Source organism: Mesorhizobium sp. M1423 (genome assembly GCF_040317575.1).
Lineage (GTDB): Bacteria > Pseudomonadota > Alphaproteobacteria > Rhizobiales > Rhizobiaceae > Mesorhizobium.
On record NZ_JAMYKU010000008.1, the window covers coordinates 207,324 to 234,293 of the forward strand.

General features: G+C 61.0%; 20 protein-coding genes and 5 pseudogenes. 7 read left to right on the top strand and 18 right to left on the bottom strand.

All coding sequences use genetic code 11. The annotated features are described in order from the left end of the window. The first annotated feature begins 4 nt into the window (after window positions 1-4). From NKG95_RS13045 to NKG95_RS13055, 3 genes are all read left to right on the top strand, one after another. Entirely contained in the window at window positions 5-1,819 is a 1,815-nt protein-coding gene (locus NKG95_RS13045; protein WP_353040967.1) for a hydantoinase B/oxoprolinase family protein, read from the top strand. Window positions 1,820-1,890: 71 nt separating this feature from the next. Further along, window positions 1,891-2,799: an aminotransferase class IV gene (locus NKG95_RS13050; protein WP_353040969.1), complete on the top strand. Its 909-nt coding sequence runs from the start codon at window positions 1,891-1,893 to the stop codon at window positions 2,797-2,799. A 19-nt stretch (window positions 2,800-2,818) separates the two neighbouring features. Beyond that, window positions 2,819-3,583 carry an SDR family oxidoreductase gene (locus tag NKG95_RS13055; protein ID WP_353040970.1) on the top strand — a complete coding sequence of 255 codons (765 nt, stop codon included), beginning with the start codon at window positions 2,819-2,821 and terminating at the stop codon, window positions 3,581-3,583. A 334-nt stretch (window positions 3,584-3,917) separates the two neighbouring features. On the opposite strand, the gene NKG95_RS13060 is transcribed toward NKG95_RS13055, so the two are convergent. From NKG95_RS13060 to NKG95_RS13145, 18 genes and pseudogenes are all read right to left on the bottom strand, one after another. Further along, window positions 3,918-4,187, bottom strand: coding sequence for an NAD(P)/FAD-dependent oxidoreductase (locus NKG95_RS13060; RefSeq protein WP_353040972.1), 270 nt, complete (start codon window positions 4,185-4,187; stop codon window positions 3,918-3,920). A gap of 407 nt (window positions 4,188-4,594) precedes the next feature. Further along, window positions 4,595-5,092, bottom strand: a pseudogene (locus NKG95_RS13065) (Dps family protein). Window positions 5,093-5,463: 371 nt separating this feature from the next. Next, window positions 5,464-7,197 carry a ubiquinone-dependent pyruvate dehydrogenase gene (gene poxB / locus NKG95_RS13070; RefSeq protein ID WP_353040973.1) on the bottom strand — a complete coding sequence of 578 codons (1,734 nt, stop codon included), beginning with the start codon at window positions 7,195-7,197 and terminating at the stop codon, window positions 5,464-5,466. 82 nt (window positions 7,198-7,279) lie between these two features. Next, window positions 7,280-8,101: an alpha/beta fold hydrolase gene (locus NKG95_RS13075; RefSeq protein WP_353040975.1), complete on the bottom strand. Its 822-nt coding sequence runs from the start codon at window positions 8,099-8,101 to the stop codon at window positions 7,280-7,282. Between the two features lie 441 nt (window positions 8,102-8,542). Then, window positions 8,543-8,926 (bottom strand): response regulator transcription factor, encoded by a 384-nt coding sequence (locus NKG95_RS13080; RefSeq protein ID WP_353040977.1) that lies wholly within the window; start codon window positions 8,924-8,926, stop codon window positions 8,543-8,545. A gap of 115 nt (window positions 8,927-9,041) precedes the next feature. Then, window positions 9,042-9,681 (bottom strand): annotated as a pseudogene (locus NKG95_RS13085) (response regulator transcription factor). Between the two features lie 14 nt (window positions 9,682-9,695). Continuing rightward, complete coding sequence (locus tag NKG95_RS13090; RefSeq protein WP_353040979.1) at window positions 9,696-11,573, bottom strand: PAS domain-containing sensor histidine kinase; 1,878 nt, start codon at window positions 11,571-11,573, stop codon at window positions 9,696-9,698. Window positions 11,574-11,671: 98 nt separating this feature from the next. Beyond that, window positions 11,672-12,238, bottom strand: a complete 567-nt coding sequence (locus NKG95_RS13095; protein ID WP_353040980.1) for a sensor histidine kinase — start codon at window positions 12,236-12,238, stop codon at window positions 11,672-11,674. A gap of 458 nt (window positions 12,239-12,696) precedes the next feature. Further along, window positions 12,697-13,473, bottom strand: coding sequence for an alpha/beta fold hydrolase (locus NKG95_RS13100; protein ID WP_353040982.1), 777 nt, complete (start codon window positions 13,471-13,473; stop codon window positions 12,697-12,699). Window positions 13,474-13,501: 28 nt separating this feature from the next. Beyond that, window positions 13,502-14,400: pseudogene (locus NKG95_RS13105) on the bottom strand (oxidoreductase). 55 nt (window positions 14,401-14,455) lie between these two features. Continuing rightward, window positions 14,456-14,917: a cytochrome P460 family protein gene (locus tag NKG95_RS13110; protein ID WP_502913947.1), complete on the bottom strand. Its 462-nt coding sequence runs from the start codon at window positions 14,915-14,917 to the stop codon at window positions 14,456-14,458. A gap of 21 nt (window positions 14,918-14,938) precedes the next feature. Then, window positions 14,939-15,970, bottom strand: a complete 1,032-nt coding sequence (locus NKG95_RS13115) for an alpha/beta fold hydrolase (RefSeq protein ID WP_353040986.1) — start codon at window positions 15,968-15,970, stop codon at window positions 14,939-14,941. Between the two features lie 43 nt (window positions 15,971-16,013). Next, window positions 16,014-16,430 carry an organic hydroperoxide resistance protein gene (locus tag NKG95_RS13120; protein ID WP_353040988.1) on the bottom strand — a complete coding sequence of 139 codons (417 nt, stop codon included), beginning with the start codon at window positions 16,428-16,430 and terminating at the stop codon, window positions 16,014-16,016. A 30-nt stretch (window positions 16,431-16,460) separates the two neighbouring features. Further along, window positions 16,461-17,735: pseudogene (locus NKG95_RS13125) on the bottom strand (epoxide hydrolase family protein). Between the two features lie 142 nt (window positions 17,736-17,877). After that, window positions 17,878-18,815 (bottom strand): annotated as a pseudogene (locus NKG95_RS13130) (quinone oxidoreductase family protein). Between the two features lie 27 nt (window positions 18,816-18,842). Further along, complete coding sequence (locus NKG95_RS13135) at window positions 18,843-19,409, bottom strand: TetR/AcrR family transcriptional regulator (RefSeq protein WP_353040989.1); 567 nt, start codon at window positions 19,407-19,409, stop codon at window positions 18,843-18,845. Window positions 19,410-20,005: 596 nt separating this feature from the next. Further along, a complete protein-coding gene (locus NKG95_RS13140) occupies window positions 20,006-21,250 on the bottom strand; it encodes a glycerate kinase family protein (protein WP_353040991.1) in 1,245 nt (414 codons plus the stop codon). A 43-nt stretch (window positions 21,251-21,293) separates the two neighbouring features. Then, window positions 21,294-22,823 (bottom strand): SLC13 family permease, encoded by a 1,530-nt coding sequence (locus tag NKG95_RS13145; protein WP_353040993.1) that lies wholly within the window; start codon window positions 22,821-22,823, stop codon window positions 21,294-21,296. Between the two features lie 74 nt (window positions 22,824-22,897). On the opposite strand from NKG95_RS13145, the gene NKG95_RS13150 reads away from it, so the two are divergent. The 4 genes from NKG95_RS13150 (at window position 22,898) to NKG95_RS13165 (ending at window position 26,937) form a co-directional block, all read left to right on the top strand. Next, the gene (locus tag NKG95_RS13150) at window positions 22,898-24,541 is read left to right on the top strand and encodes a sensor histidine kinase (RefSeq protein ID WP_353040995.1); all 1,644 of its coding nucleotides are present in this window, start codon (window positions 22,898-22,900) and stop codon (window positions 24,539-24,541) included. After that, window positions 24,519-25,199, top strand: a complete 681-nt coding sequence (locus tag NKG95_RS13155) for a response regulator transcription factor (RefSeq protein WP_353040997.1) — start codon at window positions 24,519-24,521, stop codon at window positions 25,197-25,199. Before NKG95_RS13150 ends, NKG95_RS13155 begins: the two co-directional genes overlap by 23 nt. Window positions 25,200-25,535: 336 nt before the next feature. Then, window positions 25,536-25,727, top strand: coding sequence for a hypothetical protein (locus NKG95_RS13160; RefSeq protein ID WP_353040999.1), 192 nt, complete (start codon window positions 25,536-25,538; stop codon window positions 25,725-25,727). Between the two features lie 292 nt (window positions 25,728-26,019). Further along, window positions 26,020-26,937 (top strand): NADP-dependent oxidoreductase, encoded by a 918-nt coding sequence (locus tag NKG95_RS13165; RefSeq protein ID WP_353041001.1) that lies wholly within the window; start codon window positions 26,020-26,022, stop codon window positions 26,935-26,937. Window positions 26,938-26,970: the final 33 nt, after the last annotated feature.

The following is a 26,970-nucleotide window of genomic DNA, read 5'->3' on the forward strand; positions in this document are numbered from 1 at the left end:
ACATATGTCTGAGCAAATTTTGAAGAAGGCGCCGGACGGCGTTCAGATGGCGATGATTTCCAGCCGTATGGAGACCATCGCCCGCAAGATGCAGAACACTCTTTTCCGAACCGCTCGCTCCGGTATCCTCAACACGGCCCATGATTTTTCATGTGTTGTTCTGACTGCTGACTGCAAGCTGCTGGCGGCCGCGGAAAGTCTGCCGAACCACACGCTCATCGGCCCTGACTTGATGTGCCAGGCGGTCCTCAAGCACCATCCGGGGCTCAAGCGTGGCGACTGCTTCCTCCACAATAGCCCCTATGAGGGAAACTCCCACGCGGCTGACCACTGCATGATCGTCCCGGTCATCGACGATGAGGGCATCCTGCGCTTCTTCGTGCTGGCTAAGGCACATCAGGCGGACTGCGGCAATTCCCGTCCCTCCAGCTATCTCGCCGATGTGAAGGATCTGTACGAAGAGGGTGCCCTGATCTTTTCGGCGACGAAGATTCAGGAAGACTACGAGACCAACCACGACATCGTGCGCATGTGCCAGGCCCGTATCCGGGTTCCGGACCAATGGTGGGGTGATTTTCTCGCGAGCCTGGGATCTGTCCGCATCGGCGAGCGCGAACTGCTCAACCTCGGCCGCGAGATCGGCTGGCATATGCTTGAAGGCTACGCCGTCCGCTGGTTCGACTATTCCGAACAAAAAATGATCGAGGCAATCAGGAGATTGTCTTCGGGACGTGTCGTTCTGGAGTCCGCTCACGACCCCTTCCCCGGCATCCCGGACGGCATTCCCATCAAGGTGGACGTTGAGGTCGACACGGCCCAGGCCAGGATCATCGTTGATCTGCGCGACAATCCCGATTGCCAGCCCTGTGGTCTCAATCTTACGGAGGCAACCGCCAAGAGCGCGGCGATGATCGGGATTTTCAACGGCATCCTCGATCATCATGTCACCGCCAATGCGGGCAGCTTTCGACGCATTGAGATTCGGGTTCGCGAAAACTGCTGCGTCGGCATTCCGAGGCACCCGGCCTCGTGCTCGGTGGCGACGACCAATCTCGCCGACCACGTCACCAATCCGGTGCAGCGCGCAATAGCCGAGCTTTCGGCTGGCTTTGGGCAAGCCGCGACCGGTCCAATCCAACCGCCAGGAATGGGTGTCATCTCTGGGCGCGATCCCTACAACAATGATGAGCCCTTCATCAATCAAGTCCATATCGGCATTAGCGGTGGCGCCGGCACGCCGGTCACCGACGGCTTTTTGACCATGATCCATGCCGGCAACGCGGGCATGTGCCATATCGACAGTGTCGAAGTCGATGAGCTCCACCATCCAATCATCGTCTACGATCGCCATATTCTCGACGACAGCGAGGGAGCGGGCACGTTTCGCGGCGCGCCGTCGGTCTACAGTGAGTACGGCCCGTGGGGCGGGAACTCCTTGACGGTCCTCTATACCGCTGATGGTACCATCACGCCTGCCGTAGGCGCCCGCGGAGGTGGCCCCGGCGGTCTGTCCAGAGCGGCAATGCGCAAGGCAGATGGTTCGGTCGTCGATCTTCCCCCTTGCTACGGGGTCACTCTGCAGCCGGGTGAGCACATGGTCTCTCACTCCGCAGGCGGCGGTGGATATGGTTCTCCGCGGGAACGCGATCCCGCGCGCGTGCTGCACGATCTTGCCGAAGGGTGGATCAGCGGGCAGCGCGCACGAGACATCTACGGAGTAGCCTTCAAGGGGTCTCCCGAAGACGACAATCTTGAATTGGACATCGTCCAAACACGCGTCCTGCGCGCCGGCCGGAGCGAACTGGCGGTGGCCATATAGCCCGGCCGATACCCCGCGTTTTGTCAGGCTGCCCGACAGCGGGCACGATTTTCAGATCAAGGAGAACTACGATGACAGACGTCGATTGGTCCGTTGGCGCGGCCTACATTGATGGTGAATTCATGCCTCTCAAGGATGCCAAGCTCGGTATCACCGAATGGGGCTACCGCCGGTCCGATGTTACCTACGATGTGGTGGGCGTCTACTACGGCGCATTCTTCCGGCTTGACGATCATGTCAAACGCTTTCGCACCTCGATGACGAAGTTGCGGATGAACCCGAAGGAAAGCGACGAAGAGATCAAGAATATTCTCGCCGAACTGGTGCGGCGCACCGGGTTGCGCGAGGCCTATGTGGCGATGGACTGTGTCCGCTCCCGTCCACCGCGCGGCGTGCCGCTTCACCCCATAAACGGCCGCAGTTATTTGATTTGCCATGTCATGCCTTGGGTGTGGGTGTTCACCCCCGAGCAGCAGGAACGCGGCGTGCACGCCATGATCGCGTCCCCCCAACGGATTGCGCCGGAGTCACTCGACCCGACAATCAAGAATTTCCACTGGGGCGACCTGACGCGCGGGAATTTCGAGGCGCACGATCAAGGTGCCGAAACCTGCATTTTGCTGGGTCGCGATGGAAACGTGACGGAAGGACCAGGCTTCAATGTCTTCGCCGTCATCGACGGCAAGGTCATCACGCCGAAACGCGGTGCGCTCGAAGGTATCACTCGAAGAACAGTCCTGGAACTCTGCGACGAGTTTGGAATTCGCTGTGAGGTCCGGGATATCTCCCGCGACGAATTCGAAGCCGCCGACGAAATCTTCTTCTCGACTACGGCTGGCGGCATTATGCCGGTAAGCCGTCTTGGAAAAAGGATCATGGGGAACGACCGACCTGGTCCGATTTCCGCGCGGCTGAGAACAGCCTTTTGGGAGAAGCGGAAGGACGGCTGGCACGCGACGCCGGTGTCCTACGCTTCGTGATCGCAGGGCGAAAACGCAGATGCGATCGCTTTTCGACCTCGACGGTAAGATTGCCGTGATTACGGGCTCGAGCCAGGGCATTGGCCTGGCGATTGCCCGTGGCCTGGCGGAGTTTGGTGCCCTGATTGTCCTGAACGGTCGCCGTGAACAGCCGTTGAAGGACGCCGCCACAGATCTGCTCAAGGATGGTCTGTCGGTGGAGGTGGCGGCCTTCGACGTCACGGATGCCCGGTCTGCGCGACAGGGGGTCGAGCGGATTGAGACCTCGATTGGTTCGATCGACATTCTCATCAACAATGCCGGCATCCAGCATCGATCAGCATTGGAGGATTTCCCGGAAGAGAAATGGGACGATCTTGTTCGAACCAATCTCTCCAGCATTTTCTATGTGAGCAAAGCCGTCGCCAAAGGCATGATTAGCCGCGGCCGCGGGAAGATCATCAACATCGGCTCAGTCCAGAGCGAATTGGCTCGTCCGGGCATCGCGCCCTACACGGCGACAAAAGGGGCGGTTAGAAACCTGACCCGAGGCATGTGTGCGGATTGGGCAAAGCATGGTTTGCAGGTCAATGCCATCGCGCCAGGCTATTTCAAGACGCCGCTCAACGAGGCACTCGTTCGGGACCGCGAGTTCTCCACGTGGCTGGAACGGCGCACGCCGGCCGGTCGATGGGGCAATGTTGAAGAACTCATCGGGGCTGCAGTGTTTCTTGCCAGCGACGCCTCTTCATTCGTCAACGGCCACACGCTCTACGTGGACGGCGGCATCACAGTGACGGTGTGAACGCCTGGCGCTGCCCCAGCGCGAGCATGTTTTTTCCTTCGCTTCTCCATCATCCATGTGGACGCGGATTCTCATGCAGGAAACACTCTCGACGGAACTCAGTGTGCTATCCTTCGTGAGGGTCATTGTTATCACATGAGGCTGCTCTGGCGACCTACAGCCGCGACGTTCAAAGCGGGCGTGTCGCAGCGACAGCAAGCACTTTTCCAGGCTCCAGCGACGACGACTGGCGATCAACCAATCCCCTTGCCTATCATGCCATTGCCAAGGCAGAAAATTCACTCTCCCACCTTCAAACCCGAGCGACGTTGCCTTTTCGCAGACCGCGTGGACTTCAGGCGCCGAACCTGTCCACCGCAAAGGGAGCTATGCGCGCGAGATCGCCACGTCCGGCAATGAGGTCGGCGATCAGGCACGCCGTGATCGGCGCCAGCGTCAGGCCGAGATGGCCGTGGCCGAAGGCATGAATCACTCTTGCGCTGCCGCGCGAGCGGCCGATGACCGGCCGCGAATCGGGCAGTGAGGGCCGGAAGCCGAGCCATTCGGAAGAAGGCTTGCCCCGGGAGCCACCGCTTTTTCTACGCCAAGGCGCGATATTGCGCATCGACGTGCAATTTTCTCCCTACGCTCCGATCCGATACGCTTCTGCAGGCATGACCGGCAAATAGCAGAGAAGCCGATCGAAGTCAGCGGTAAGCTAGCGTAGCGCCTTGCCCGCGCCTAGGCCTGAAAAGACCTCATCGTAGAGTCTGCGGCGACATCGCGAAAAGACATGCATCCGGCGGATTGGGCCGAAACGAGCCGCTTCAGAGATTCGGCCAACGACCAGTTGCACCATTTGCTGACCTTCATCGCCGCCCAAAGTCACATCCGGGCTAGGTGTGTCGATCGCAGCGTCGGTCGGCAGCGGCCCGTGAGCCGGGATCGCATCAGATGGCGGCGCGGCGGGCTCATGGCTTAGCAACCGCCACGACTTAGTCATGTTGGACCCTGGCCGTACCTGAGGTGGGACTAGGGGGTCCGGCTTATTTCGAACAAGAACCATGCACGGCGTTCGGTCTCGTTGATCCACACCTCGATCAGGCTGGTGGTGGCCACGTCGTTATATTCTTCGGCAACGCCGTGCGTCGAACGCAGGTAGGCGACCAGTTGCTGGTTGTCGCTGGCCAGTTCCGCGATCATGTCTTCCGGCGTGACGAAATCCGCGTCGTTATCGGCCATGCGCTGGAGACGGGCGATGTGGCCGATGGAGCGAAGTGTCGTCCCGCCCACCTTGCGGGCCCGCTCGGCGATGGCGTCGGTCATGGCGAAAATCTGGTCGCCCTGCTCGTCCAGCAGCAAGTGATAGTCGCGGAAGTGCGGCCCGGACATGTGCCAGTGGAAATTCTAGGTTTTTAGGTAGAGGGCGAATGTGTCGGCGAGCGCGGTGGTGAGGGCTGCGGAAATATCCTTGCGGGCGTTTTCGCCCAGATCGGTCGGCGTGCGGAGGGGTGCGGTGCGCATGGTCATGGCAAAGTTCCTTCTGGCTGGGTGTTAGAGCAGTTTGCACTCAGAGCACGGGATCGAGCGGGATGGTGCGCGGCACCAGCAACGGATCGATCTCGGTGAACGGGAAAATCGGAAGGTCGGATTCGGCCATTCCGAAATCGCCGCATTCCGGCAAAGCCGCAGGTGGACCCACTCCTGGACGATCTCCAGGCATTCCTGGCACCCCAGGCTCCCGGGGTAACGGTCCGGATCGTCTTTTCATGTCCGCAATGTTGCAGCATGGTCGATCTCCAGTGCGGGAGGCATTGGTCAGCCGGCGGAACCGGACCCGCTGGTGACAGCGTTGTCCGCCCGCCTTTGTTGAATTGCCAATGTCGTGGACGTCGTTCCAATCACCGTGACAGCAGATTCGTCCTGGCCAGATCGACGACCTCGTCTCCGCGGCCGCTCATCACCGCGCGCAGCATCCAGAGGCCGAACCCCTTGACTTGGGCCAACTCGATCGTCGGAGGCATCGACAATTCCTGCGTAGCCGAGACCACGTCGAGGACGGCAGGACCATCGTGGGCGAGTATGTCGGCGACGGCGCCGGGCAGATCGCCCGGATCCTCCACGCGAATGGCGTGAATGCCCATCGCGCGCGCCATGGCCGCAAAGTCGGGATTGTCGAGCGCCACGCCGGTATCGAGGAACCCGCCCGCCTTCATCTCCAGGGCGACGAAACCGAGCACGCCGTTGTTGAGGATGACGACCTTCACCGGCAGGCTCTCCTGCCTGAGCGTGATGAGATCGCCCATCAGCATGGTGAAGCCGCCATCCCCGGACAACGAGATGACCTGCCGGCCCGGTTGAGACGCCTGGATGCCGATCGCCTGCGGCATGGCGTTGGCCATTGAGCCATGAACCAGTGAGCCGATCATGCGCCGCTTGCCGTTCATCCTGAGATAGCGCGCCGCCCAGATGGTCGGCGTGCCCACGTCGAAGGTGAAGACCGCGTCCTCATCAGCCACGTCGCTGACGACCTTGTTGAGATATTGCGGGTGAATGGGCAAACGGCCTGGAGCGCCCGTGGCCAGATCATCCAACCCTCTGCGCGACCTCTGGTAATTGGCCAGCGCCGTATCCAGATGCGCTCTGTCCGGCTTATCTTCCAACTTCGGCAACAAGGCCTCGATCGTAAGCCCGACATCGCCGACGAGCCCAAGCTCAAGGCGGGCCCGCCGACCCAGATTCTCGGGGCGGATGTCGACCTGGACGATCTTGCAGTCGGTCGGCAGGAATTGCTTGTATGGAAAGTCGGTGCCGAGCATGAGCAGCACATCGCAAGCGTGCATTGCCGCGTAGCCCGACGAATAACCGATGAAGCCGGTCATCCCGACATCATAGGGGTTGTCGTATTCGACTTGGTCTTTGCCGCCCAAGGCATGCACGATCGGCGCCTTGAGCACCTCGGCCAACGCCATTAGTTGCCCATGGGCACCCGCGCAGCCCCGCCCGCAGAAAAGCGTGACCTTGGACGCGCCGGAGAGCAGTTGCGCGAGAGCATCAATCTGTGCCGCGGCCGGATAGACGACGGGGGCGGCGGGCAACAGGCTTTGTCTCGAGGAAATGGCGCGCGCAGGCGCGGGACGCAGCGCCACGTCGCCGGGGATCACGACCACCGCCACGCCACGCAGACCGACGGCCGCGCGGATGGCATTCTCCAGCACGAAGGGAAGCTGGTTCGGGTCCGATACGAGCTCGCAATAGTGGCTGCATTCGGCAAACAGGTTCTGCGGGTGGGTTTCCTGGAAATAGCCGCCGCCGATCTCGGCGGTTGGAATCTGCGCCGCAATCGCCAGAACCGGGGTTCGGCTGCGATGAGCGTCGAACAAGCCGTTTATCAAATGCAGATTGCCCGGGCCGCACGATCCGGCGCACACCGCCAACCGGCCGGTGATCTGCGACTCGCCGGATGCCGCGAAGGCCGCGACTTCTTCGTGACGGACATGGACCCAGTCCACCCCCTCATGCTGTCTCAAGGCCTCGGTCAGCCCGTTGAGGCTGTCGCCCACCACCCCATAGATGCGTTTCACACCCGCCTGACTCAGCGTGTCGACCATAAGTGCTGCGACTGTCTTGTCCATCGGCGTAACCTTTCTGTTCTTTCAGTTCGTCGGGGCTTAGCGCAGGCGGACAGCGACAAGCCCCGGGGAAACACCTTTTCACCTACGCACGGATGAAGGCCAGCACGTCGTCATTGAACCTGTCGGCCTGTGTTTCGGCAAGTCCATGCGGCGCGCCGGCATAAACCTTGAGTTCAGCGCCTTTGACGATCTTGGCGGTCTTCAGTCCGGCAGCCGCTATCGGTACGATCTGGTCGGCATCACCGTGGATCACCAGCGTCGGCGTGTCGATCTTCTTGAGATCGTCGGTGTAGTCGACCTCCGAGAACTCACGGATGCAATCATACTCGGCCTTGATGCCGCCCATCATGCCGAGCAACCAGAATGTGTCCCGAAGGCCCTCATTGACCTCGGCGCCTTCCTTGTTGAAGCCGTAGAACGGCATCGACAGCTCCTTGAAGAACCGCGAACGGTCCCCGGCGGTGCTCTTGCGGATACCATCGAACACCTCGAGCGGCGTACCTTGAGGATTGGCGTCGGTTTTGAGCATCAACGGAGGCACGGCGCCGACTAGCACCATCTTGGCCACCCTGCCGGTGCCATGGCGGCCGACATAGTGGGCGATCTCGCCGCCGCCGGTCGAATGGCCAACCAAGATCATGTCACGAAGACCCAGCGCTTCGACTAGCTCTGCCAGATCATCGGCATACTGGTCCATGGTGTTGCCCTCCCATGGCTGGTCCGACTGCCCGTGACCGCGGCGGTCATGCGCGATCACCCGATAGCCCTGTGATGCGAAGAACAGCATCTGAGGCGCCCAGGCGTCGCCGGCCAGGGGCCAACCGTGGGAGAACAGGATTGGCTGGCCTTTACCCCAATCCTTGTACGCAATCTTGGTGCCGTCTTTGACCCGGAACGTGCTCATTTGCTTTCTCCGCGGAGGCTGATGGGGAACCAGCCGGCTGGCAGCTGGATGACGGACAAAGCATCGAACGTTTGACGCCCGCCAACCATTCTACATGAGGTTCCCGGCGTCATACGCAGGTATGATGTGTGGTCCGCCTCTCTGGGGAGACATCACAAGGCTGCCCATGCTGAATGACGGAGCAAATTCCGCAGTCGCCGATAATCAAGGACATCTTTTTGCCCCACGCCATCTTTGGAGCTACGACGGACTACGCCCTGCACTGGCCAGATGTTTCCTCGTCGGCAGGTTGCGAAGGATCAGGAGCGAGCCGCACGTCCGCTGTCGGCTGATGAGTTCCGCACTGCATCTCTATGCGACTTTGACGTCGAGCGTCCGGTTTGCGCCGCATATACTTGCGATGCGTCCGCATGCGATAGCCGGAACGGGGCGAACATTTCTCTAACTATGTTTTGATTGGTCGCGGAGAACGAACTCCACGCAGTCCGCGATAGCATCGGCGTCGACCGGTTTGTCCAGAAAGGCGTGAGCGCCCGCTGACATCACCCTGATCCGCGTTGCCTCGTTTGGATAAGCCGTCATGAAGATCATTGGAAATATCCGACCTCTAGCCATCAACACTTCCTGAAGTTCGTCACCCGACATACCGGGCATCTGGATGTCGGCTATCATGCAGCTCAGATCTTCGCCTATTTTGTCGTCGAGAAACTCAAGCGCCGAGGAGTAGCTGCGCACCTCGAATCCAAGTGATCTAAGCAAGCTGGCAAGCGAGGTTCGAACGCCATCGTCATCATCGACGATCGCGATCGTGGGAATCTTCGACATAATCAGGCAGGCCCTGTTTATCGGTTACACACGGCAACGTGTCTCCACCGCGCAGCGACCTACATGAAGGACATCTGACCGAAAGAAAATCATACGGAGGTTTGCACTCCACCGGTCAGCGGCGGGAAATACCCAGCGCCTCAGCCTTGCGAACAAGGTCCGCAAGCGTGCGGACGCCCATCTTGCGCATAACATTGCCGCGATGGATCTTCACGGTGATCTCCGAAAGGCCGATCACGCCTGCCACCTGCTTGTTCATCAGGCCGGCGACGACATGACCCATCACCTCACGCTCCCGTGGCGTCAGCGTTTCATATTCCGCCCGCAGGCTCTCGCTCTCCGCGCGCTCGACCCTCCTGAGCCGGTCCCGCTCGATCGCGCTGGTTATCGCGTCCAGCATATCCTGGTCGCGGAACGGCTTTGACAGAAAATCGACGGCGCCGGCCTTCATGGCGCGAACCGTCATCGGAATATCGCCGTGGCCGGTCATGAAGACCACAGGCAGTTCGATGCCCTGTCTCGCCATCTGCGACTGGAAGTCCAGGCCGCTGACGCCCGGCAGGCGCACATCCAGGACCAGACAGGCCCGGCGATTGGGGAAGGTCGGCTTGAATCATCTCGTTCGGGCTGCCGAACAGATAGGTCGACATCCCAATCGAGCGGAACAGGCTGTCAAGCGCGTCGCGTACGCTCGGGTCGTCATCTACTACAACAACAAAGGGAGATGGCTCTGTGGGAGACGAAACAGCTTTCATGGAAGTCGCCCTGCTCATGCGGCCGCGCTTGCGCCGCCGGACGGAAACGTCACGCGGAATGTCGCCCCGTGCCCCGGCAGACTTTCAACTGTCATTCGCCCGCCATGCGCTTCGACCGTTGTCTTGCATATTGCAAGGCCCATTCCCATGCCATCCTGCTTGGTCGTGAAAAACGACTCGAACAGCCGTTGGAGATACTCATGTGGTATTCCCGGCCCGGTATCCCGCACGATGATCTCGATGTCGTTCACCTCGGTTTTGGCCGCCGTTATGAACTGCATGCGCGCGCCGCGCTGCCCGGCCATGGCGTGCGCCGCATTGATCATGAGGTTGACCAGGACTTGCTGCAACTGGACGCGGTCACCGCGTATGTTCGGAAGGTGAGGCTGGAGTTCGATCTTGAGCTGTACATTGGCCTTCGCAAGCTCACGCTGGACGAGCGCCGCGGCGTCTTCAACCAATGCCGGCAAGGCCAGTTCGTCGCGATGTGACGACGCCTTCTTCAAGAAAACCCTGATGCGCTTCACGATATCGCTTGCCCTTCGCCCTTCGGCGACAACACGCCCCAGCGCTATCTCCACCTCGTTAAAGTCGGGCGGTTCGCGTCGGAGCCAACGCATCCCTGCCTCGCCGTTCGTGACCACAGCCATGAGCGGCTGACTGACCTCGTGCGCAATCGACGCCGTCAATTCACCGAGGGTGGCCACGCGTGCGGCGTGGGCGAGTTCCGCCTGTGCCTGCTGGATTGCGTCCTGGGCGCGCTTGCGCTCCGTGATGTCCACTACATAAACCAGAGCCTTGTCGCCGTCGTCGGCCAAAGAAGGAAACGTGATGGTGAACAGCACCGGGATGGACTTCCCGTCGCTTGAGACCATCTCCGTCTCTCCCTCGTAGAAGGCGTCGCCGCGAGCAAACGCAACGAGCGCGCCGCCAAACGTCGTGTCGGCTCCGCCGAGGAGGTCATCCAGCGTAGTCAGGAGTTGCGTGCGATCATGTGCTGAAACCATGGACAGGAGCGCTGCGTTGACATCCAAGATCCTGATGAGCCCTCTCGCACGCGCGCAAAAGTCCGGGTTGGCGACTAGATGCTCGGAAATCGAGGTCCCTGCCTTTGCGACGTTCGCAAGCTCGGCCCTAACCGCGCTCCAGTCTTCTTCGATAACCCCGATTCGGCTTGAATCGAACATGCGCCGGTAGCGCCGTTCGCTCCTTACCAGCGCGGCATGGGCTGCCTGCCGCTCCGTTATGTCGGTGTGCGTTTCCAGGACCCCGACGTTGTTCCCGAAGCGATCCCGCTGCATCGCCCAACGGCTGTCCAGCACAAGTCGCGCGGCGGTTCGCGTCCTCTGCTCCAACACCCCTTCCCATCGTCCGTTTTTGAGCAGCGCAGCTTCGACAGCCGCCCGATCCGCCGGATACTTTGTGCCGAGCAACTCGTCCGCCACCCGACCGACGGCCTCTGCTGTGGACCAGCCATAGACCTCCGCAGCAGCGTCGTTCCAAAAGTTGATGACGCCGCGGATATCGCGAACAAAGATCATGTCGTGCGAAAGGTTCAGCAGTCGGGCCTGTGCAGCTAGAGTTGCCGTGGCGGCTTGGCTCTGGAGTGCCAGCGCAGTTGCGATGGCGATCGCCGCCAGGCTGACAGTCGCGCGCAAGGCGGGCGAACCGAAGTCCTCTATGCCGTGAGAAATGGCGTAGGCCAGCAGCGTCAGCACGATCGTGCCGGCAGCGGCGACCAGGAAGTCGGCCCGCCGCAAGGTTCGGGCCGCAATGAGGACGACAAGCACATAAAGGACCGCGATTGCCCCCTCGAGCGGCGACAGCACGTCGAACAGGAAGATGCCGAGCGCCAATAGGAGGGCGGCGAGGCGATAGGCGCGGTTGCTCATGCGATATCTCGATTGAGTCTGCGACGTTCGGCCGGAACGACTATCCCGTCACGAATGCGCTGCATGCCGAACGTCCCCCAAAGTGGTATCACTGCCGCCTAGCAGGCCATTTCGGAAACGTGAAGCGGCAACTCGACGGAAAAGACCGAGCCCTCGTTCTCGACCGACCGGACGCAGATCGGGTGTCGCGGCAGGTTCGCGGGTTGGCGCACGATCGTCAGTCCGAGGCCGAGCCCGTCGGATCGGCCGGCCTGCTCGTCCCGTTCAAAGACATTGAAGATACCGTCGAGCCGTGCGGCCGGTATGCCGCAGCCGTCGTCCTCGACCTCGATGCGGACCCTGTTGCGATCGGGCCTACAGCTCACGCGGCCGTACCCTCCCGGACCGCAGTACTTCAGCGCGTTCCAGACAAGGTTTCGAATTATCGAGTGCAGCATATCTGGATCGGTTTGCACGAAGAGTTCCGACGTGCCAACCTGGAGGTCAATACCACATACCTCTGCGTAGAAACGGCGTTTTGGTGTGAGAGAGGCGTTCATCTGCGACAGTCGCGCGATGTCGGTCAGCTCGCCTACGAGGCGCTTCAACGCATCTAAGGCGATACTCACCCGGTAAGCGGCGGCAGCCGGGACCCCCTCATCGACTGCGCGCTCTATCGACAGCATGGCCACGCTCACTGGTTGCTTCAAATCGTGACCGGCAACGGCCAATATCCTGGCCACCAAAGCTGCGCGGCGTCATCCGGCATGGCTGCATCGTTTGTATCGATCCCCGACATGTCGTCCTCTAGGCTGCTTCGCGTTGGCGATGCACGTTATGTCGAGACCAACGCTGCGGAAATCATACGTTGGGGTTAGGGCGAGCGGTGGCGTATCGCACTCAGGTATGAATCCGCAATTCCTGCGGGCAATTTCAGCGGCAGTGTCCGACCCCTATGGTCGTTGAGCAGGCCACCCCAAAGGATGGCAGCTTGCCAACGAGGAGACACCGTCATGCCCTAGCCTTCGCTTCATACCCGCAAGACCGCAACCTTGCAGACGCCGACCTATCTCGGAACACAGGCGACGACCGAGATCGCCGCGATGCTACCGAAAAGGGGTAGTTCGCTGCGTGATGCCCAGCTTTACGGCGCAGTCTCGCCCGCGGCTTGCTCGATCAATGCCGCCACAGCCGTAGGGTGCGACACCATCACGACATGGGACGCGCCCTTGACGGTGACGGCTTTGCGCGAATGGGCGCGCTCAGACATGAACTCGGAGACCCGTGGCGGAATGTTCTTGTCGGCGTCACCATAGATGAACCAGCTGGGTATGGCCTTCCAGGCCGCGTTCGCCTGCCGTTCGTTGAGAGCGGCTTCGGTGATTGGACGCTGCGTCGCGGCCATCAGCCTCGCTTCGCCGGCCGGAACGTCGGCAGCAAACTGGTCGTGGAACTTGTCCTGCTGAATATAGAGATCCGAGCTGCCTGCGGACAATGCGACTGGCTTGGCGAGCGTCGGGCCAAGCGAACTGCCCGGAAACTTGCCGGCCAATTCCGCGGCTGTTTCGCCGACCTCTGGCGCGAACGCGGCAACGTAGACCAACGCCTTCACGTTTTCCTTCCCCGCGGCGGCTTCGCTAATCACCGAGCCCCCGTAAGAATGGCCGACGAGGACGACAGGCGACTCTATGCTGGAAACGAGGGCGGCGATGTAGCCGCCGTCATCCTTGACCCCTCGTAGTGGATTGGCGGCGGCCACGACTGGATAGCCGTCTTTCTCGAGGATAGCGACGACACCGTTCCAGCTCGACGCATCTGCAAACGCGCCGTGCACCAGGACGACAGTGGGCTTTCCGGATTGCGCCTGCGCGCTGCCCAAAGTGGCGGCAAGGATGGCTAAGCCTGCGAGCAAGGGTTTCATTTTGTGGTCCTTTCGTTGTTGGGTGGAATTAGTGGGTGGAGTTCAGTGCAAGGAACGGGGACGACGCAGACTGCGAGGCCGGCCGGTCGTCCGTTCCGTCGCGAGGGAAGTCGGTGCAAGCACTCAGCTCACGCCAACGTTCGAGCTCTTCCAGCCGCCGAAGGTCTGTCTGGACCAGTATCTTCAAGGCATCGCTTCCGAGAGGCAGGCGGAGCGGAGGTTCATCCATGGAAGCAACCGCCAAAATCGCTTGCGCCGCCCGTTGCGGTCGCCGGGCTGCCGTCCGTGATAGCTGCGCTGCATACGGGCCGTTTCGCCAACCACTAGATCGTACTCGGAACGCCCTTGTTCCAGCTTGCTCGACGAACCCGCGAAATCCGTACGCAACCCACCGGGTTCAATGACGGTAACCTTCACACCGACGAGGCTCATCTCGCGCGCCAGGGATTCGGAGAATCCCTCGATGGCCCATTTCGCCGCCGAATAAGGCGCACGAGCCGGAGCTCCGACGCGGCCGCCGACGGATGAAAACTGGATGATATGGCCGCTGCGCTGCTCGCGCATGATCGGGATGGCGGCCTTGGTCACGATGATGGTGCCGAACAGGTTTGTCTCGATCTGCCTGCGGAAATCCTCCAGCTCTGTGTCTTCGACCGTATTGACGTTGCCGTAGCCGGCATTGTTGACGACGACGTCGAGCCCGCCGAATGCGTCGACCGCCAACTGGACGGCTGCCTGCGCGGCGATCGGATCGGTCACATCGAGCGGAGCAATCCTGACTGCTTCGCCGTAGCGATCCGCAAGGTCCGCCAGGTGCCCAGGATCGCGGGCGGTCGCAACGAGGCGATGTCCTGCAGCGAGGACAATATTCGCCAGGGCTCGGCCGATGCCTCGCGAAGCTCCGGTTATGAGCCATCTCTGGGACATGGCATCTTCCTTTCGTTTCGGCTGTTGTGCTTAGTGTGACCGCCCGAGAATTTCGTCACGGTGCGTACCGCGTGAAGACGTAGTCGTGGTTCTGAACGCGAGCCTCATGGCACGCGAAACAGGTTTCGTGCTGCGCCAGATCCGTGGGCTTACCGTCTATGAACCGGCCAAAACCCCAACCGCCGCTCGAAGCGTACTTTTTCGAATCCTTGACCATCACCTGCACAGTCGTTGGTGCGCCCGGCACGGAGGCGGATTCGAACTCGGCTGACTGGGCGCGCTTCCAGGCAAGCTTCACGAGAACGCTGCCATCGGGGAAGGGCAGCGTGCGTTTCCTGCCTTCCAGCGCCGGCGCGATGAGTTCCCAGTGTCGGTATCCGTCCGGCAAGGTCACGCCGTAGATCGGCGACGCCTGCGACGTTTCCTGAGCGCCGGCTCGGTCGATCGCCACGCATGTGATCGCAATTGCCGCAGACAAGGCGGCGACGGCTGCAATCGCCACGTATCGTTTCATCATCATCATGCTTCTTCTCCGCGCTTAGAAGCTGTCGACGTCGACAATGGCTTTGGCGAATGCCTCCGGCGCTTCCTGCGGCAGGTCGTGGCCTATGCCGCCCGATACAAGCCGGTGTTCGTACTTGCCGGAGAACTTCTTCGCATACACCGCCGGATCGGGATGCGGGGCGCCATTAGCATCGCCCTCGAGCGTGATGGTTGGAACGCCGATCATAGGTCCCTTGGCGAGCTTTTCCTCCATCTCGTCATAACGACGCTCGCCGTCGGCAAGGCCGAGCCGCCAGCGGTAATTGTGAATGACAATGTCGACATGATCAGGATTACGAAAGGCCGCGGCGCTCCTGGCGAAGGTCGCGTCGTCGAAATTCCAGCGCGGCGAGGCGAGCCGCCAGATCAGCTTGGCGAAATCGTCGGTGTTTTTCGCATATCCCGCGCGGCCCCGATCCGTGGCGAAGTAGAACTGGTACCACCATTGCAGTTCAGCCTGCGGCGGAAGCGGCGCCTTGTTGGCTGCCTGGCTGCCGATCAGGTAGCCGCTGACCGAAACCATGGCCTTGCAGCGCTCCGGCCAGAGAGCCGCAACGACATTTGCGGTGCGCGCGCCCCAGTCGTAGCCGCCGAGGATCGCCTTTTCGATACCGAGCGCGTCCATGAAGTCGATGAGATCGACGCCGAGCGCAGCCTGCTGGCCATTGCGGAATGTTGCGTCCGAAACGAAGCGGGTCGTCCCGTATCCGCGGAGATGCGGAACAAGGACACGGTAGCCGGCGTCCGCAAGCAGAGACGCGACCTCGACGTAGCTGTGTATGTCGTAAGGCCAGCCGTGTAGCAGAATGACTGCGGGGCCATCCGTGGGACCTTGTTCCGCGTAGCCGACACTGAGCAGGCCGGCATCTACCTGCTTCAGGGCTGCGAACGACGTTTTGGACGATGCGCCTTGCGAGCTTGCCGGTCGCACCGTCGCCAGCTGCGCCATCGCCATGGCTGCGGCTCCGACTGCCAGGAGTCGACGGCGATCAAGGTCGATGAATTCGGGGATGGTTCCAGTCTGCATTGGTGGCTCCAGTTCGGATAAAGGAATTTGACGAGAGGGTGCGCTACGCGAGGTCAATCGCTACCTCGATGTTGCCGCGTGTTGCTTTCGAGTAGGGACAGGTCTGGTGTGCGGCGTCGACGATCGCGCGCGCCACGCTAGGGTCCAGGCCGGGAAGGCTCACACTTAGACGCGCACTGAGGAAGAAGCCGTCTTCGCCGGAGTTGAGATCGACCTCCGCGTCGATTGCCGTTTCAGCGGGCAGAGTCACCTGCATCTTGCGTGCTGCGATCGCCATGGCGCCTTCAAAACAAGCCGACCAGCCAGCCGCAAAAAGCTGTTCCGGATTAGTGCCTTCACCGAAGCCGCCAGGCGCCGAAAGCCTGACGTCAAGTTTCCCGTCGGAGCTGCGGGAGGAACCATCGCGGCCGCCGATAGTATGGACCTTGCCGGTGTAGAGCCGTCTGGTTTGTGTGGTCATCGTTGCATCCCCTCCATGAGAAGCGTTTAATCAACGCAGCGATCTGAAGGCTGCTCGTACTTCGCGTGTGAAGATTTCCGGCTGTTCCCAGGCGGCGAAATGGCCGCCATTCTCCGCTTTGTTGAAGTAAATGAGATTGCGGTAGCAGCGTTCGGCTCAGCTGCGCGGCGCGCAGTAGATTTCACCGGGGAACACGGTCACCGCGACGGGCAGCGACGGAATGTCGACCGCATTGAAGTTGTTGGAATGATCTTCCCAATAAATTCGCGCGGCGGACGCGCCAGATGCAGTCAGCCAGTAGAGCGAGATGTCGTCGAGCATCTCTTTTCTGGTCAGCACGCGCTCCGGCCGTCCGTCGCTGTAAGTCCATTGGGCGAACTTTTCGTAGATCCACGCTGCAAGCCCAACCGGCGAATCGACAAGCGAGTAGCCAATGGTCTGAGGTCGCGTGACCATCATCGCCGCATAACCGGAACTGTCCCTATAAAATTTATCGAGAGCCTCGAACGCCTTCCTTTCATCGTCGGGGAGGTCTTTCGGCGCCGGCCCGCCGGCCGCAAGGATCGAAGCGATCTCGCTCGGGACGGTGCCCGGCATGTTGACATGGATTCCGATAAGCCCGGCTACGTTCTGAAGTGCCATTCGATGCGAAACCACCGAGCCGCAATCGCCGCCCTGCGAGACATAGCGATCATAGCCCAGCCGCTGCATCAGAAGCCCCCACGCTCTGCCGACGCGGTCGGAGCCCCACCCGGTCCCAGTCGGCTTTGCGGAGAAGCCAAAGCCGGGGATCGACGGCACGACCAGGTGGAAGGCGTCTTCAGCGGTACCACCAAACGCTGTCGGGTCGGTAAGGGGACCCAGGACCTTGAGGAACTCCAGAATCGAGCCGGGCCAGCCATGCGTCATGATCATGGGCAACGCGTCGGCATGGGGCGAACGAATATGGATGAAGTGAATGTCGAGGCCGTCGATCTCGGTGACGAACATCGGCAGCCTGTTGAGGTGAGCCTCGATCGGCCGCCAGTCGTAGTCGGCCCTCCAGTATTCGACCAACTCGCGAAGCCGCGCAACTTGGACGCCCTGCGACTGGTCACCGACGGTCTCGCTATCCGGCCAGCGCATCGCCGCCAGACGTTGACGAAGATCGGTGATCGCCGCTTCCGGAACGTCAATGCGGAAGTGCCTGACAGCTGTGCTTGCAGCCGCAGCGGCCATGCTCGACGGCAACATTCCAATGGCTCCAGCAGCTGCCGAGATGGCGAGCAAGTGGCGTCTCGTAAGCGTAGGCGACATCGTGGACATAGATCGTTCTCTCGTGTCAGAAGGCTCTTCGCTCTCAAGGTAGACACGACCCGGCCGAGTGGCTGCTATACACAGATATGGATCGGTAGCACTTGTGGGTCACCACGGCGTGGCCCAACCTGCGGATCGACCGGGTCGTGTGTCATGGGGTCAGCAGCAGCTTGCCCGTCGTCCGGCGGCTCTCCATGTCGGCATGGGCCTTTGCCGCATCCGCGAACTTATATTCGCTGCCGATCCGGACGCTGAGCCTACCCTCCATGATCCAGTCGAAAGCTGCGCTGAATGCAATCGCAGCAGCTCCGGTGTATGGATATGGTCGGAAAAAACCGCATAACCAATCTTGATGCTCTTCGGCAATTGCATGATGTCGAGCGCTCCGGGACCGCCGGAGCGGCGTGGCGCGTCGAGCGAACCCTCGAATGTCGTGGGACCGGAACCGTCATAGACGACATCCACGCCTTCGCCGCCCGTCAGGCGCAGCACCTCTTCGGCAAATTTTCCTTCGGTATCGACTATGATATGCTCGGCGCCGTCTTGCCTTGCGACCGCCACCTTATCCACAGATGAGACGCGCCCGATCACGCTGCCACCCCTGAGCTTGATGACCTGCGTCAGCAGCAGGCCGAGTCCGCCCGCGGCAGCATGGACAAGCGCGATATCTCCGGGCTGCACCGGGTAGAAATCGGTGGCGAAGTGGCTGGCGGTCAGCCCCTGCATCATGACGGAAGCAGCAGTTCGATCGTCGACTGCATCGGGTAGCTTCACCAGCGAGTCTGCCGGGATCGAAACGCGCTCCGCGTAGCTTCCCGGCGCATCGACCCAGGCGACACGATCGCCAACGTGGAAATCGCGTTCCCCTCCCCCGACTTCAAGCACGCGGCCGGCGCCTTCTACGCCAAGAACTTTCGGATTAGGCGTTTCAGTCCACGCCATGCCCTGGCGCACACCTATGTCCATGAAATTGACTCCGGCGACCGCGACCTCGACGAGGACACTTCCTGGCGTCACTGCAGGCTGAGGGCGATCGACAAACTTCATCACGCCGGTGTCGCCGACCCCGTTCATCACCACGGCTTTCATTTCGGTTTCCAAAAAAGACGATGATGGTCAGCGCAAGGCGCGTAGCGCATGTCGCGCGAGGCTGTTCAGCGCTTTTCGATCGGCGCCGCCGCGCGCGGCGACTCGGATTCCCGCGATGCACGCGACCAGGAAATCAGCGAGCTCACCGGGGTCGCCGTCGTCGGAAACGCTCCCTTCCGCCTGCCCCTCCCGGATCGCCTTCGAAATATTGGCTCGCAGCCCGCGCGCGGAGGCGTCCTGAATTTTCGCGAGCTCGGGTTTGCTTCGACCAAACTCACAGATCGCCGCGACGCCGAGACACGGCTCCTTCGCCTTTTCCACGACGCGAGAAAGCATTGCACGAATTCCATCGATGGCGCGCGGTCCGCGCTTCAGAGCAGCCGCATGTTCCAACGTCTCGGCCGCCGAATAGCGCTGCAGCGCCGCTTGGTAAAGTTGCCACTTGTCACCAAACGTGTCGTAGAGACTTTGACGGCCGATACCCATCCCCTCAACCAGCATGCCGGTGGACGTACCCTCGTAACCGTGCTCGCGAAACATGACTACCGCGGCATCAATCGCCATGTTCCTGTCGAATTCCTTGTGCCTTGCCATGGAACGTAACTAGGCATTCTGGACTGCTCTGTCAAGAATTCCGATGCTCGATGGCGGGTGTCGCTTTGCAGTTAATCGTGAGAATCCCTTGTCAATGATTTCAGTTGGTTAGCTGTGCACTTAATTTGAGAACGTGCACTTAATTCGATAATCATACCGGGCCATTGGCATTTAATGTGAGAAGCAGCGTCGGCAACGTAACGGGATCGAATTTATCGAAGACGGTTTGTGAAATTCAAAGGATTCATGACCTTCACGCTGATGCGATTGCAGTTAAATTGAGAATCCGAGCTACCCCATTCTCGCAATTAACTGCCAAACCCAACCGAATCGACCGCATTCTCACGATTAACTGCCAAGCGAGACGTCTTGCCTCACCAAGAGCCATTTCCCATTCGATTTGTCGAAGGAAAGAAGGAAAACCGAAATAAGCTGTTCTATCAATTTGGACGATGCCTACGCGGTCCCCACAGAAGTTGGTCAGAATGTAGCGCAGCGCTTCAGGCCATTCTGACACTCCCGCGAACCACTTATCCGCCGCTCGACACCAAGCACTGGCAGCGGGGAAGCGAGACGATCACTCTGGGGTCGTTCGATCATTTGTTGACCGCAGTCTTCGCTTGCTTCAGGAAATTTCGTGGCGAGGCCGCACGATAGCCTCGCGGCCGGCGTCTTTGATGGAGACGAGATCCATTACCCGAACTTAGACGCGCGCCCGCCCACATCAGCCGCATCGCCTGTTCGGCGGCATTCGCCAGCAGCATGTCGGCGTCGCGGATCGCGTCTTCGAGGGAACACGGCCGGCGCAGAATGCTGAAGAACGCGTCGATGCCAATCTCGTGGGTCGCCTCGGCGCCCGCTCCGACCGTGCCCGCCAAGGCAATGACGGGGAGATTATAACGCTTTGCGCGCCGTGCAATCTCCGCCGGCACCTTGCCAAAGCCAGTCTGTCCGTCCAAGCCGCCCTCGGCCGTCATGACGATGTCGGCGTCCGCCAGTCGGCGATCAAGATCGATATACCGCCGGATAAGATCAAAGCGTGGTAGCAGCCGCGCTCCAAGGAAGGCGTGAAGACCGGCGCCAAGTCCACCGGACGCTCCTCCGCCGACAAGCGGCGCCACGTCGATGCCGAGGTCGCGACTGACGACATGAGCGAGATTTTCCATGCCCCGATCGAGCAACGCTACCTGATCAGGCGCTGCACCCTTTTGCGGGCCGAACACTCGGGCTACGCCTCTCTCGCCGAGCAGCATGTTGTAAGGGTTCACGGCGACGTCGATACGAACCTTCGAGAGGCGGCGGTCGCAATCGGAAAGATCGACGCGAGCCAGTGATGAAAGCCCCGAGCCGCTGCCCGAAATCGGGTGGCCACCGCCGTCGAGCAAACGCACGCCTAGCGCCTGGGCCATCCCCATTCCCGCATCGTTGACGCCTGAGTCACCGCAGCCGATGAGAATTCTTTCGGCGCCAAGATCGAGCGCCGCGTGGATCAACTCCCCCACCCCATAGCTTGTAGTGCGGGTCGGGTCGCGCATGTCCGTGGGAACGAGCCGCAGCCCGGCGGCCGCCGCGATTTCCAGAACGGCGGTCCGCTTCTTTCCTCGCCCGAGAAAGCCGACGGTCGCCTCTACGGGTTGCCCGATCGGTCCCGTGACGGTGACGGAATGCAACTCACCATGGGACAGCTCAACAAGCGTCCGCGTAAAATCCTCGCCTCCATCCACCATCGGAAGGCTAAGCACTTTTGCTGTCGGAACCGCATTGCGGACGCCCCGCGCCAATGCGTCGATAACATCACGAACGCCGAGGCTCTCTTTAAAGCCGGAGGGTGCGACCAACACTCGAAGCCGTCTTCTTTTCTTCGACGCTTTCTTTTTCGACATTCTAAGGCCTTCCCGGAAGTTGCGGATCGAGCGTGGTGAGCAGGGCTCCGATGGTTGGCCACGCGGCCACCGCGAACACGACGATGAGAATGAATTGCACCGGCAGCAGGATGGAACTCAGAAGGGCCAGGTCCTTCGGGCCGTAACCATCGCCGTCGAGTCCTCCGAAAAGTGCGACCGGTTTCGCGCAGATCATGAGCGTCTGGCAAAAGCCGGTCGCCGAGACGAGCACGAGCATTGCAAGGAGCGGATCGAGCCGCGCTGTCGACGCGATCATCAGAACCGGAGGCAGCAGCACCGATACGCGCGCCGTGCGACTGTGAATAATGAGATGACTGAAAAGGCCTAGCAAGGCGAGCAACGAGAGAAGGATCACCGGCCCCAGGCCGGTGACAAGCAGTGGGTTCACCGTCGTCTCGATCAACCATTGATGAAGACCCGAAGCCACCAAGCCGTCTGCCAGGCAGATGGTCGCGGCAAGGAACAGGAGCAGCTTCCACTCGGCACTCCTGATCGCGTCGTCAAAGGTTACCGAGCCGAGCCCCGGAAGCGACGCTACGAGAGCGCCGCTAAGTGCGATGACAGTCGCATTTAGCCCATGAACGGGCTCTGTCAGCCACGCGATGACAACGCCGGCGGCGACCCAGAGTATCGGCTGCCGGGCCAGCCCCATATCGGCATTGGTCACCATAGCCGGCAGCGGAAGCGCTGTTCGCCGCTCCACGGGCGACAGGAAAAGTCGGAGAAGACACTCAACTGAAACAAAGGTGCTCACGGCCGCAAACGGCAGGCCGAAGGCAATCCATTCCAGGTAGCTGACCTTCACACCCGAGAGGCGGTTGACCATTTCGATCGCCAGGAGATGGGCCCCGGCGCCCACGGGCGACGCAAAGGCCGAGAGGAGAATGACGGTGGGAAACAGCAGCGCGAATGCCTTTCGCAGCCGGGCGGTTCCACAGCGCCCGGCGACCGCCTGATAGGCCGGGATCATCAAGGCTGCCCGTCCCGACGTCGACGGAATAATGAAAGCTGTGGCGACCATGACCGCGGCCAAGGCATAGGCGACCGCGCGGACCGACCGCATGCGCCCTGTCACGAGGCCGAGAATGCGATCCGCGCCCCCGCTTGCCTTGACGGCGGCCGCAAGGATGAAAGAGGCCAACAACAGCCAGATCAACTCATCCCCAAGCGCGTGAAACAGCACCCCGGGATCACGGTTGACGAGCAGCGCCATTGCCAGCCCGGCTGCGATCGCAACGAAGGTGTCGTCGAACGGCGTCAAGGTCCAGCCGATGATCGCGACGAGCAGGATCTCTAGTGCTCGCCGAGCGTCGGATGGGAGAGCGGGGAGGCCGAATTCGATAATGGCAACGACGAGGCATGCACCGGCTCCGACCAGCGCGGTGCGCCACACGGGCCAGAACGCCAGTATCTTTCCCCTGACAAGGGAGCCGATCTCAGCCTGGGGTTCTACCTGTGCCAATCGAACCTCTTCGAGCTTGTCGCCAATATGGCGACCGGGCAGGCGCACGGCCGCCGCACGTCCCAGCGTTCGAATTTAGGGGCTTATGGTTAGACGGGCGGGAGAGCTCCGGTTAGAATTTGGTGAGAGACGATAGTCGATCGCCAGCAGGGATCACCCGCATGACTGTTCGAGGTCGCATCCTCCTGTTTCAAATCCTTATCCTCGCCCTCGTCGGGCTGATTTCCGGATTGGCACTCGCCACACTGCACCTAACGGAAGAATTCGTCCGCCGGGTCGACAGTGTCCACGGACGATTTGAAGCGCTGGCAGAGCTCAACGGCCAGGCCAACAACTACACCGAGCAACTCGCCGAGGTTCTGCTGCTCGGGCCCGAGCAGATGCCGGACTTCGAGGCGGCACGACGAGATCTGTATTCTGGATTCCACAAGTTGGAGGGCGCAACGCGCGAGGAGCTTGGTGCTCTCGCCTATTGGAGTGACAGAAGCCAGGAGGAGGGCGAACTCGAGTTCGTCAGCCGCATCAAAGCGGTGTTCGAGGCTATCGATCGAGCTGCCCAACGGCTATTCGGCCAGCGATCAAGAGGCGATCCGACAGGCATCGTGGAAAGCTTCCGAAACGATGTAGAGCATCGGCTGGAGAGCGATTTCGAAGGAATGATCGAGGCTGCCCTGCACGACGAGCGCAGCGAGGTTGGAGCGGAACTCGGACGGGTTCGTGGTGCGCAATGGCATCTGCTGCTCATGACCAGCGGCTCCTCCACCTTGCTTATGCTGGGCAGCCTGGGCTTCGGCCTCGTTCTGCGACGGTCGATCGCCGCACCTGTGCGTGAGCTGAATGAAAGCGCCAAAGCTATCGCAGCGGGTAAGCTCCACCATCGCATCCCCGCAACCGGACGCGACGAGTTCGCCTCCTTGTCGCGAAGTTTCAACAGCATGGCCGAGGCGCTCGAGATCGAACGTGCCGCTCTGATTTCGGTCCAGGACCGGCTGGAGGCGGAAGTTCAGCTGCGCACGCGCGAGCTTCGCGAAGCGAATAGACGACTGAGGGCTCTCAACAGCCGGCGAACCCAGTTTTTTGCGGAGGCAAGCCATGAGCTGCGCACGCCGCTGACGATTCTGCGTGGAGAAGCGGATGTCGCCCTTCGCGGCCAACCGCGTGTTCGACCTTACCGGGAAGCCCTGAGCCGAATCCGCAACTATGCCGAGGATATGGCTCGCAATCTGGAGGACCTTCTCGCCGTCGCCCGCTCCGAAGCGGAAGATATGAGCTTCTCCTCGCAAATCATCGATGGCGGCGAGGTTGTGAGGGCGGCCGTTCAGGAAGCGTCCGTACTCGCTGCCCCCAAGCAAATATCCGTTGATCTTTCACTTAACGCAGACCATAGCCTCATTCGAGGTGACGCCCAGCGCCTCAAACAGGCGCTGCTGATCGGCTTCGACAACGCCATAAAATACTCAAAACCACACCAGACGATCATGGTCGAGATGGCGGAACGCGACGGCGTGCTCGAGATCGTCATCCGCGATAACGGCTCCGGGATCGGCGCCAACGATCTTCCGTTCGTGTTTGACCGCTATTATCGCGGGCGTGCGGACGAGAGGTCTGTTGCCGATGGGCTCGGTGTTGGGCTTGCGATCGCCAAGAAGATCATAGACAGGCACGACGGCACGATCGACCTTGAAGGGATCGAGCCTTCCGGAACCCTCCTCAGAATCAAGCTCCCGCTGGTACAACGCACCGATGATACGAATCCTGATCGTTGAAGACGACCGGCGTGTTTCCGATTTCCTTCGCCGAGGGCTGGAGGCGGAAGGCTTTCACGTGAGTGTCGCCGAGGACGGCCGCGAGGGACTGGCCGTCATTCGCACGGATCCGTTCGATCTTGTGATCCTGGACCGCCTGCTCCCCTATCTGGATGGTCTTGAGCTGTGCCGGATCGTTCGATCGGAACAGTGGCCGGTCCTCATCCTGATGCTGACGGCCAAGGAGACAATTCAGGATCGCGTGGATGGGCTCAAGGGCGGTGCCGACGATTACCTGACCAAACCGTTTGCCTTTGATGAACTGGTGGCCAGGATTGACGCCCTGCGCCGACGCCGTCCGGGAACAGGGGAGGAGCAGTCGCTTCGAATCGGCGGCCTCAACCTCGACACGAGCGCTCGCCGCTTGACGGATAGCGGCAGGGAAATCCGCCTCACCCGACGTGAATTCGACCTTCTGCACTTCCTGCTGCTTAATGCGGGAAAGGTAGTTAGCCGCCAGCGCATCCTCAATAATGTCTGGTCATACAGCTTCGATCCCGGGACTAAGATCGTGGAGGTGTACATTCGCTATCTCCGGGCCAAGCTCGGACCAGATGCGTCAGCCAACATTCAGACGGTCCGCGGGGTCGGCTACATGCTGGTTGAGCGGAAGGCATAGAAACGGAGCCAAATTCCTGGCGACCAACTTGTATGTCCTGGATTGGTGCGAGGCTGACATTTCGCGAAGGATGCCACTATGAGGGCAGGCATGGGCACGCATAGGGCAGGCATCGAGATGATGGCGCTCCCCGTCACAATTCGAACGCGGCGCCTTCGCCTTCGGGGGCGACGCTCTAGCTTCGTGTGAGCATTCCGCAAAGCCTACAACGTTGAGTCCTAGCGAGTACCGGCCGAGCGTGAAGAACGGTGAGCATGATAAGGGCGCTTGAGCCAAACATCGCGCTCCGAGGCATCTCTCGCGTCTGGCGTGCGATTTTTTTATAAGGGCGTGCCGATGGCGACATCCCTTCATCTGTTGAAACTGTTCGTCGGGCTTCAACGTCGGCTGAGCTCGGGCTTGGCAGAAGAAAAACTGGAAACAGCAAAGGCCGAAAGCAAGCTGCATGAACTCGTGCACACTCGACGCTGCGACCCAACCGAGCTCTTTCCCGTCCTTAGCCAGATTCGCGCGCGCTGGGCGCACTGATTCTCGGCGCTGGCCAGCTCCGGATCCCAGAATGCGTGTCCGCTCGTCCATGGACGCTCGATGCCGGTTTCCTCGCGCCAGTATCAGTGGCAACCTGGCTTTAGGACAACGCTCCCTTTTAACGTGAGAAGCAGATGTTTTGTACAGCACCGTTGATTTTTGCGCGCCGCGTCCATGGCATCGATTCAATAACCAAAGGTTGTTGGACCCATTAGTTTCGCGTTTCCCATTTTTCTCTCGTCGGCAAAGGAATTCAGAAGATGACGACCTACCACACACAGGCAGATGGACGATGAAGGCAATCGTTGTCACGGACCAGGCCGCTGGAACGGCCGGAATGAAGCTGGTGGAGCGGCCCGAGCCGCAGGCAGCGATAAACGACGTCGTCGTTCGGGTTCATGCGTCTGGATTCGTCCCGACGGAGCTGGGGTGGCCCTCGACCTGGACCGATCGCCTCGACCGTGACCGGGCGCCCTCGATCCCCGGACACGAACTAGCCGGAGTGGTCACCGCCCTCGGCTACGGCACAGCGGGACTGTCGCTAGGACAGCGGGTGTTCGGTCTCGCCGACTGGTATCGTAACGGCACCCTGGCGGAGTATATAGCTATCGAGGCACGCAACCTCGCGCCGCTGCCGGGCGACGTCGATTTCACGGTGGGCGCGAGCCTGCCGATCTCGGGACTGACCGCATGGCAAGGGCTGTTCCAGCATGGCCGTCTTCAGGCGGGGCAGAGCATCCTCGTGCACGGCGCGGCCGGCGCAGTCGGGTCGATGGTGACGCAGCTTGCACGACAGGCAGGCGCCTACGTCATCAGCACCGGGCGCACCGCCGACCGTCAGATGGTGCTCGATTTTGGCGCGCAGGAGTTCGTCGACCTGGAGAACGACGCTCTGGAAGACATCGGCGAAGTCGATCTGGTGTTCGATGTCATCGGCGGTGATATCGGGAAGCGGTCCGCAGGCCTGATTCGAGCCGGAGGAACACTGGTGTCCGTCGTCGGCCCACCCGAGGCGCGGCCCGCCGACGGCCTGGCGGTCGACTTCGTTGTCGACTCCGACCGTGCCCAACTGTGTGAGATCGTCCAGCGAGTACGGGACGGACGACTGCGGACGAATATCGGCAACATCGCGACCCTCGACGATGCCGTCGCCGCCTTCAACCCGACCGAGCGACGCAAGGGGAAGACGGTCATCCGCGTTCGTCCGTGAGCGACACGCGCCTATCGATGCACGCAGCCGGCC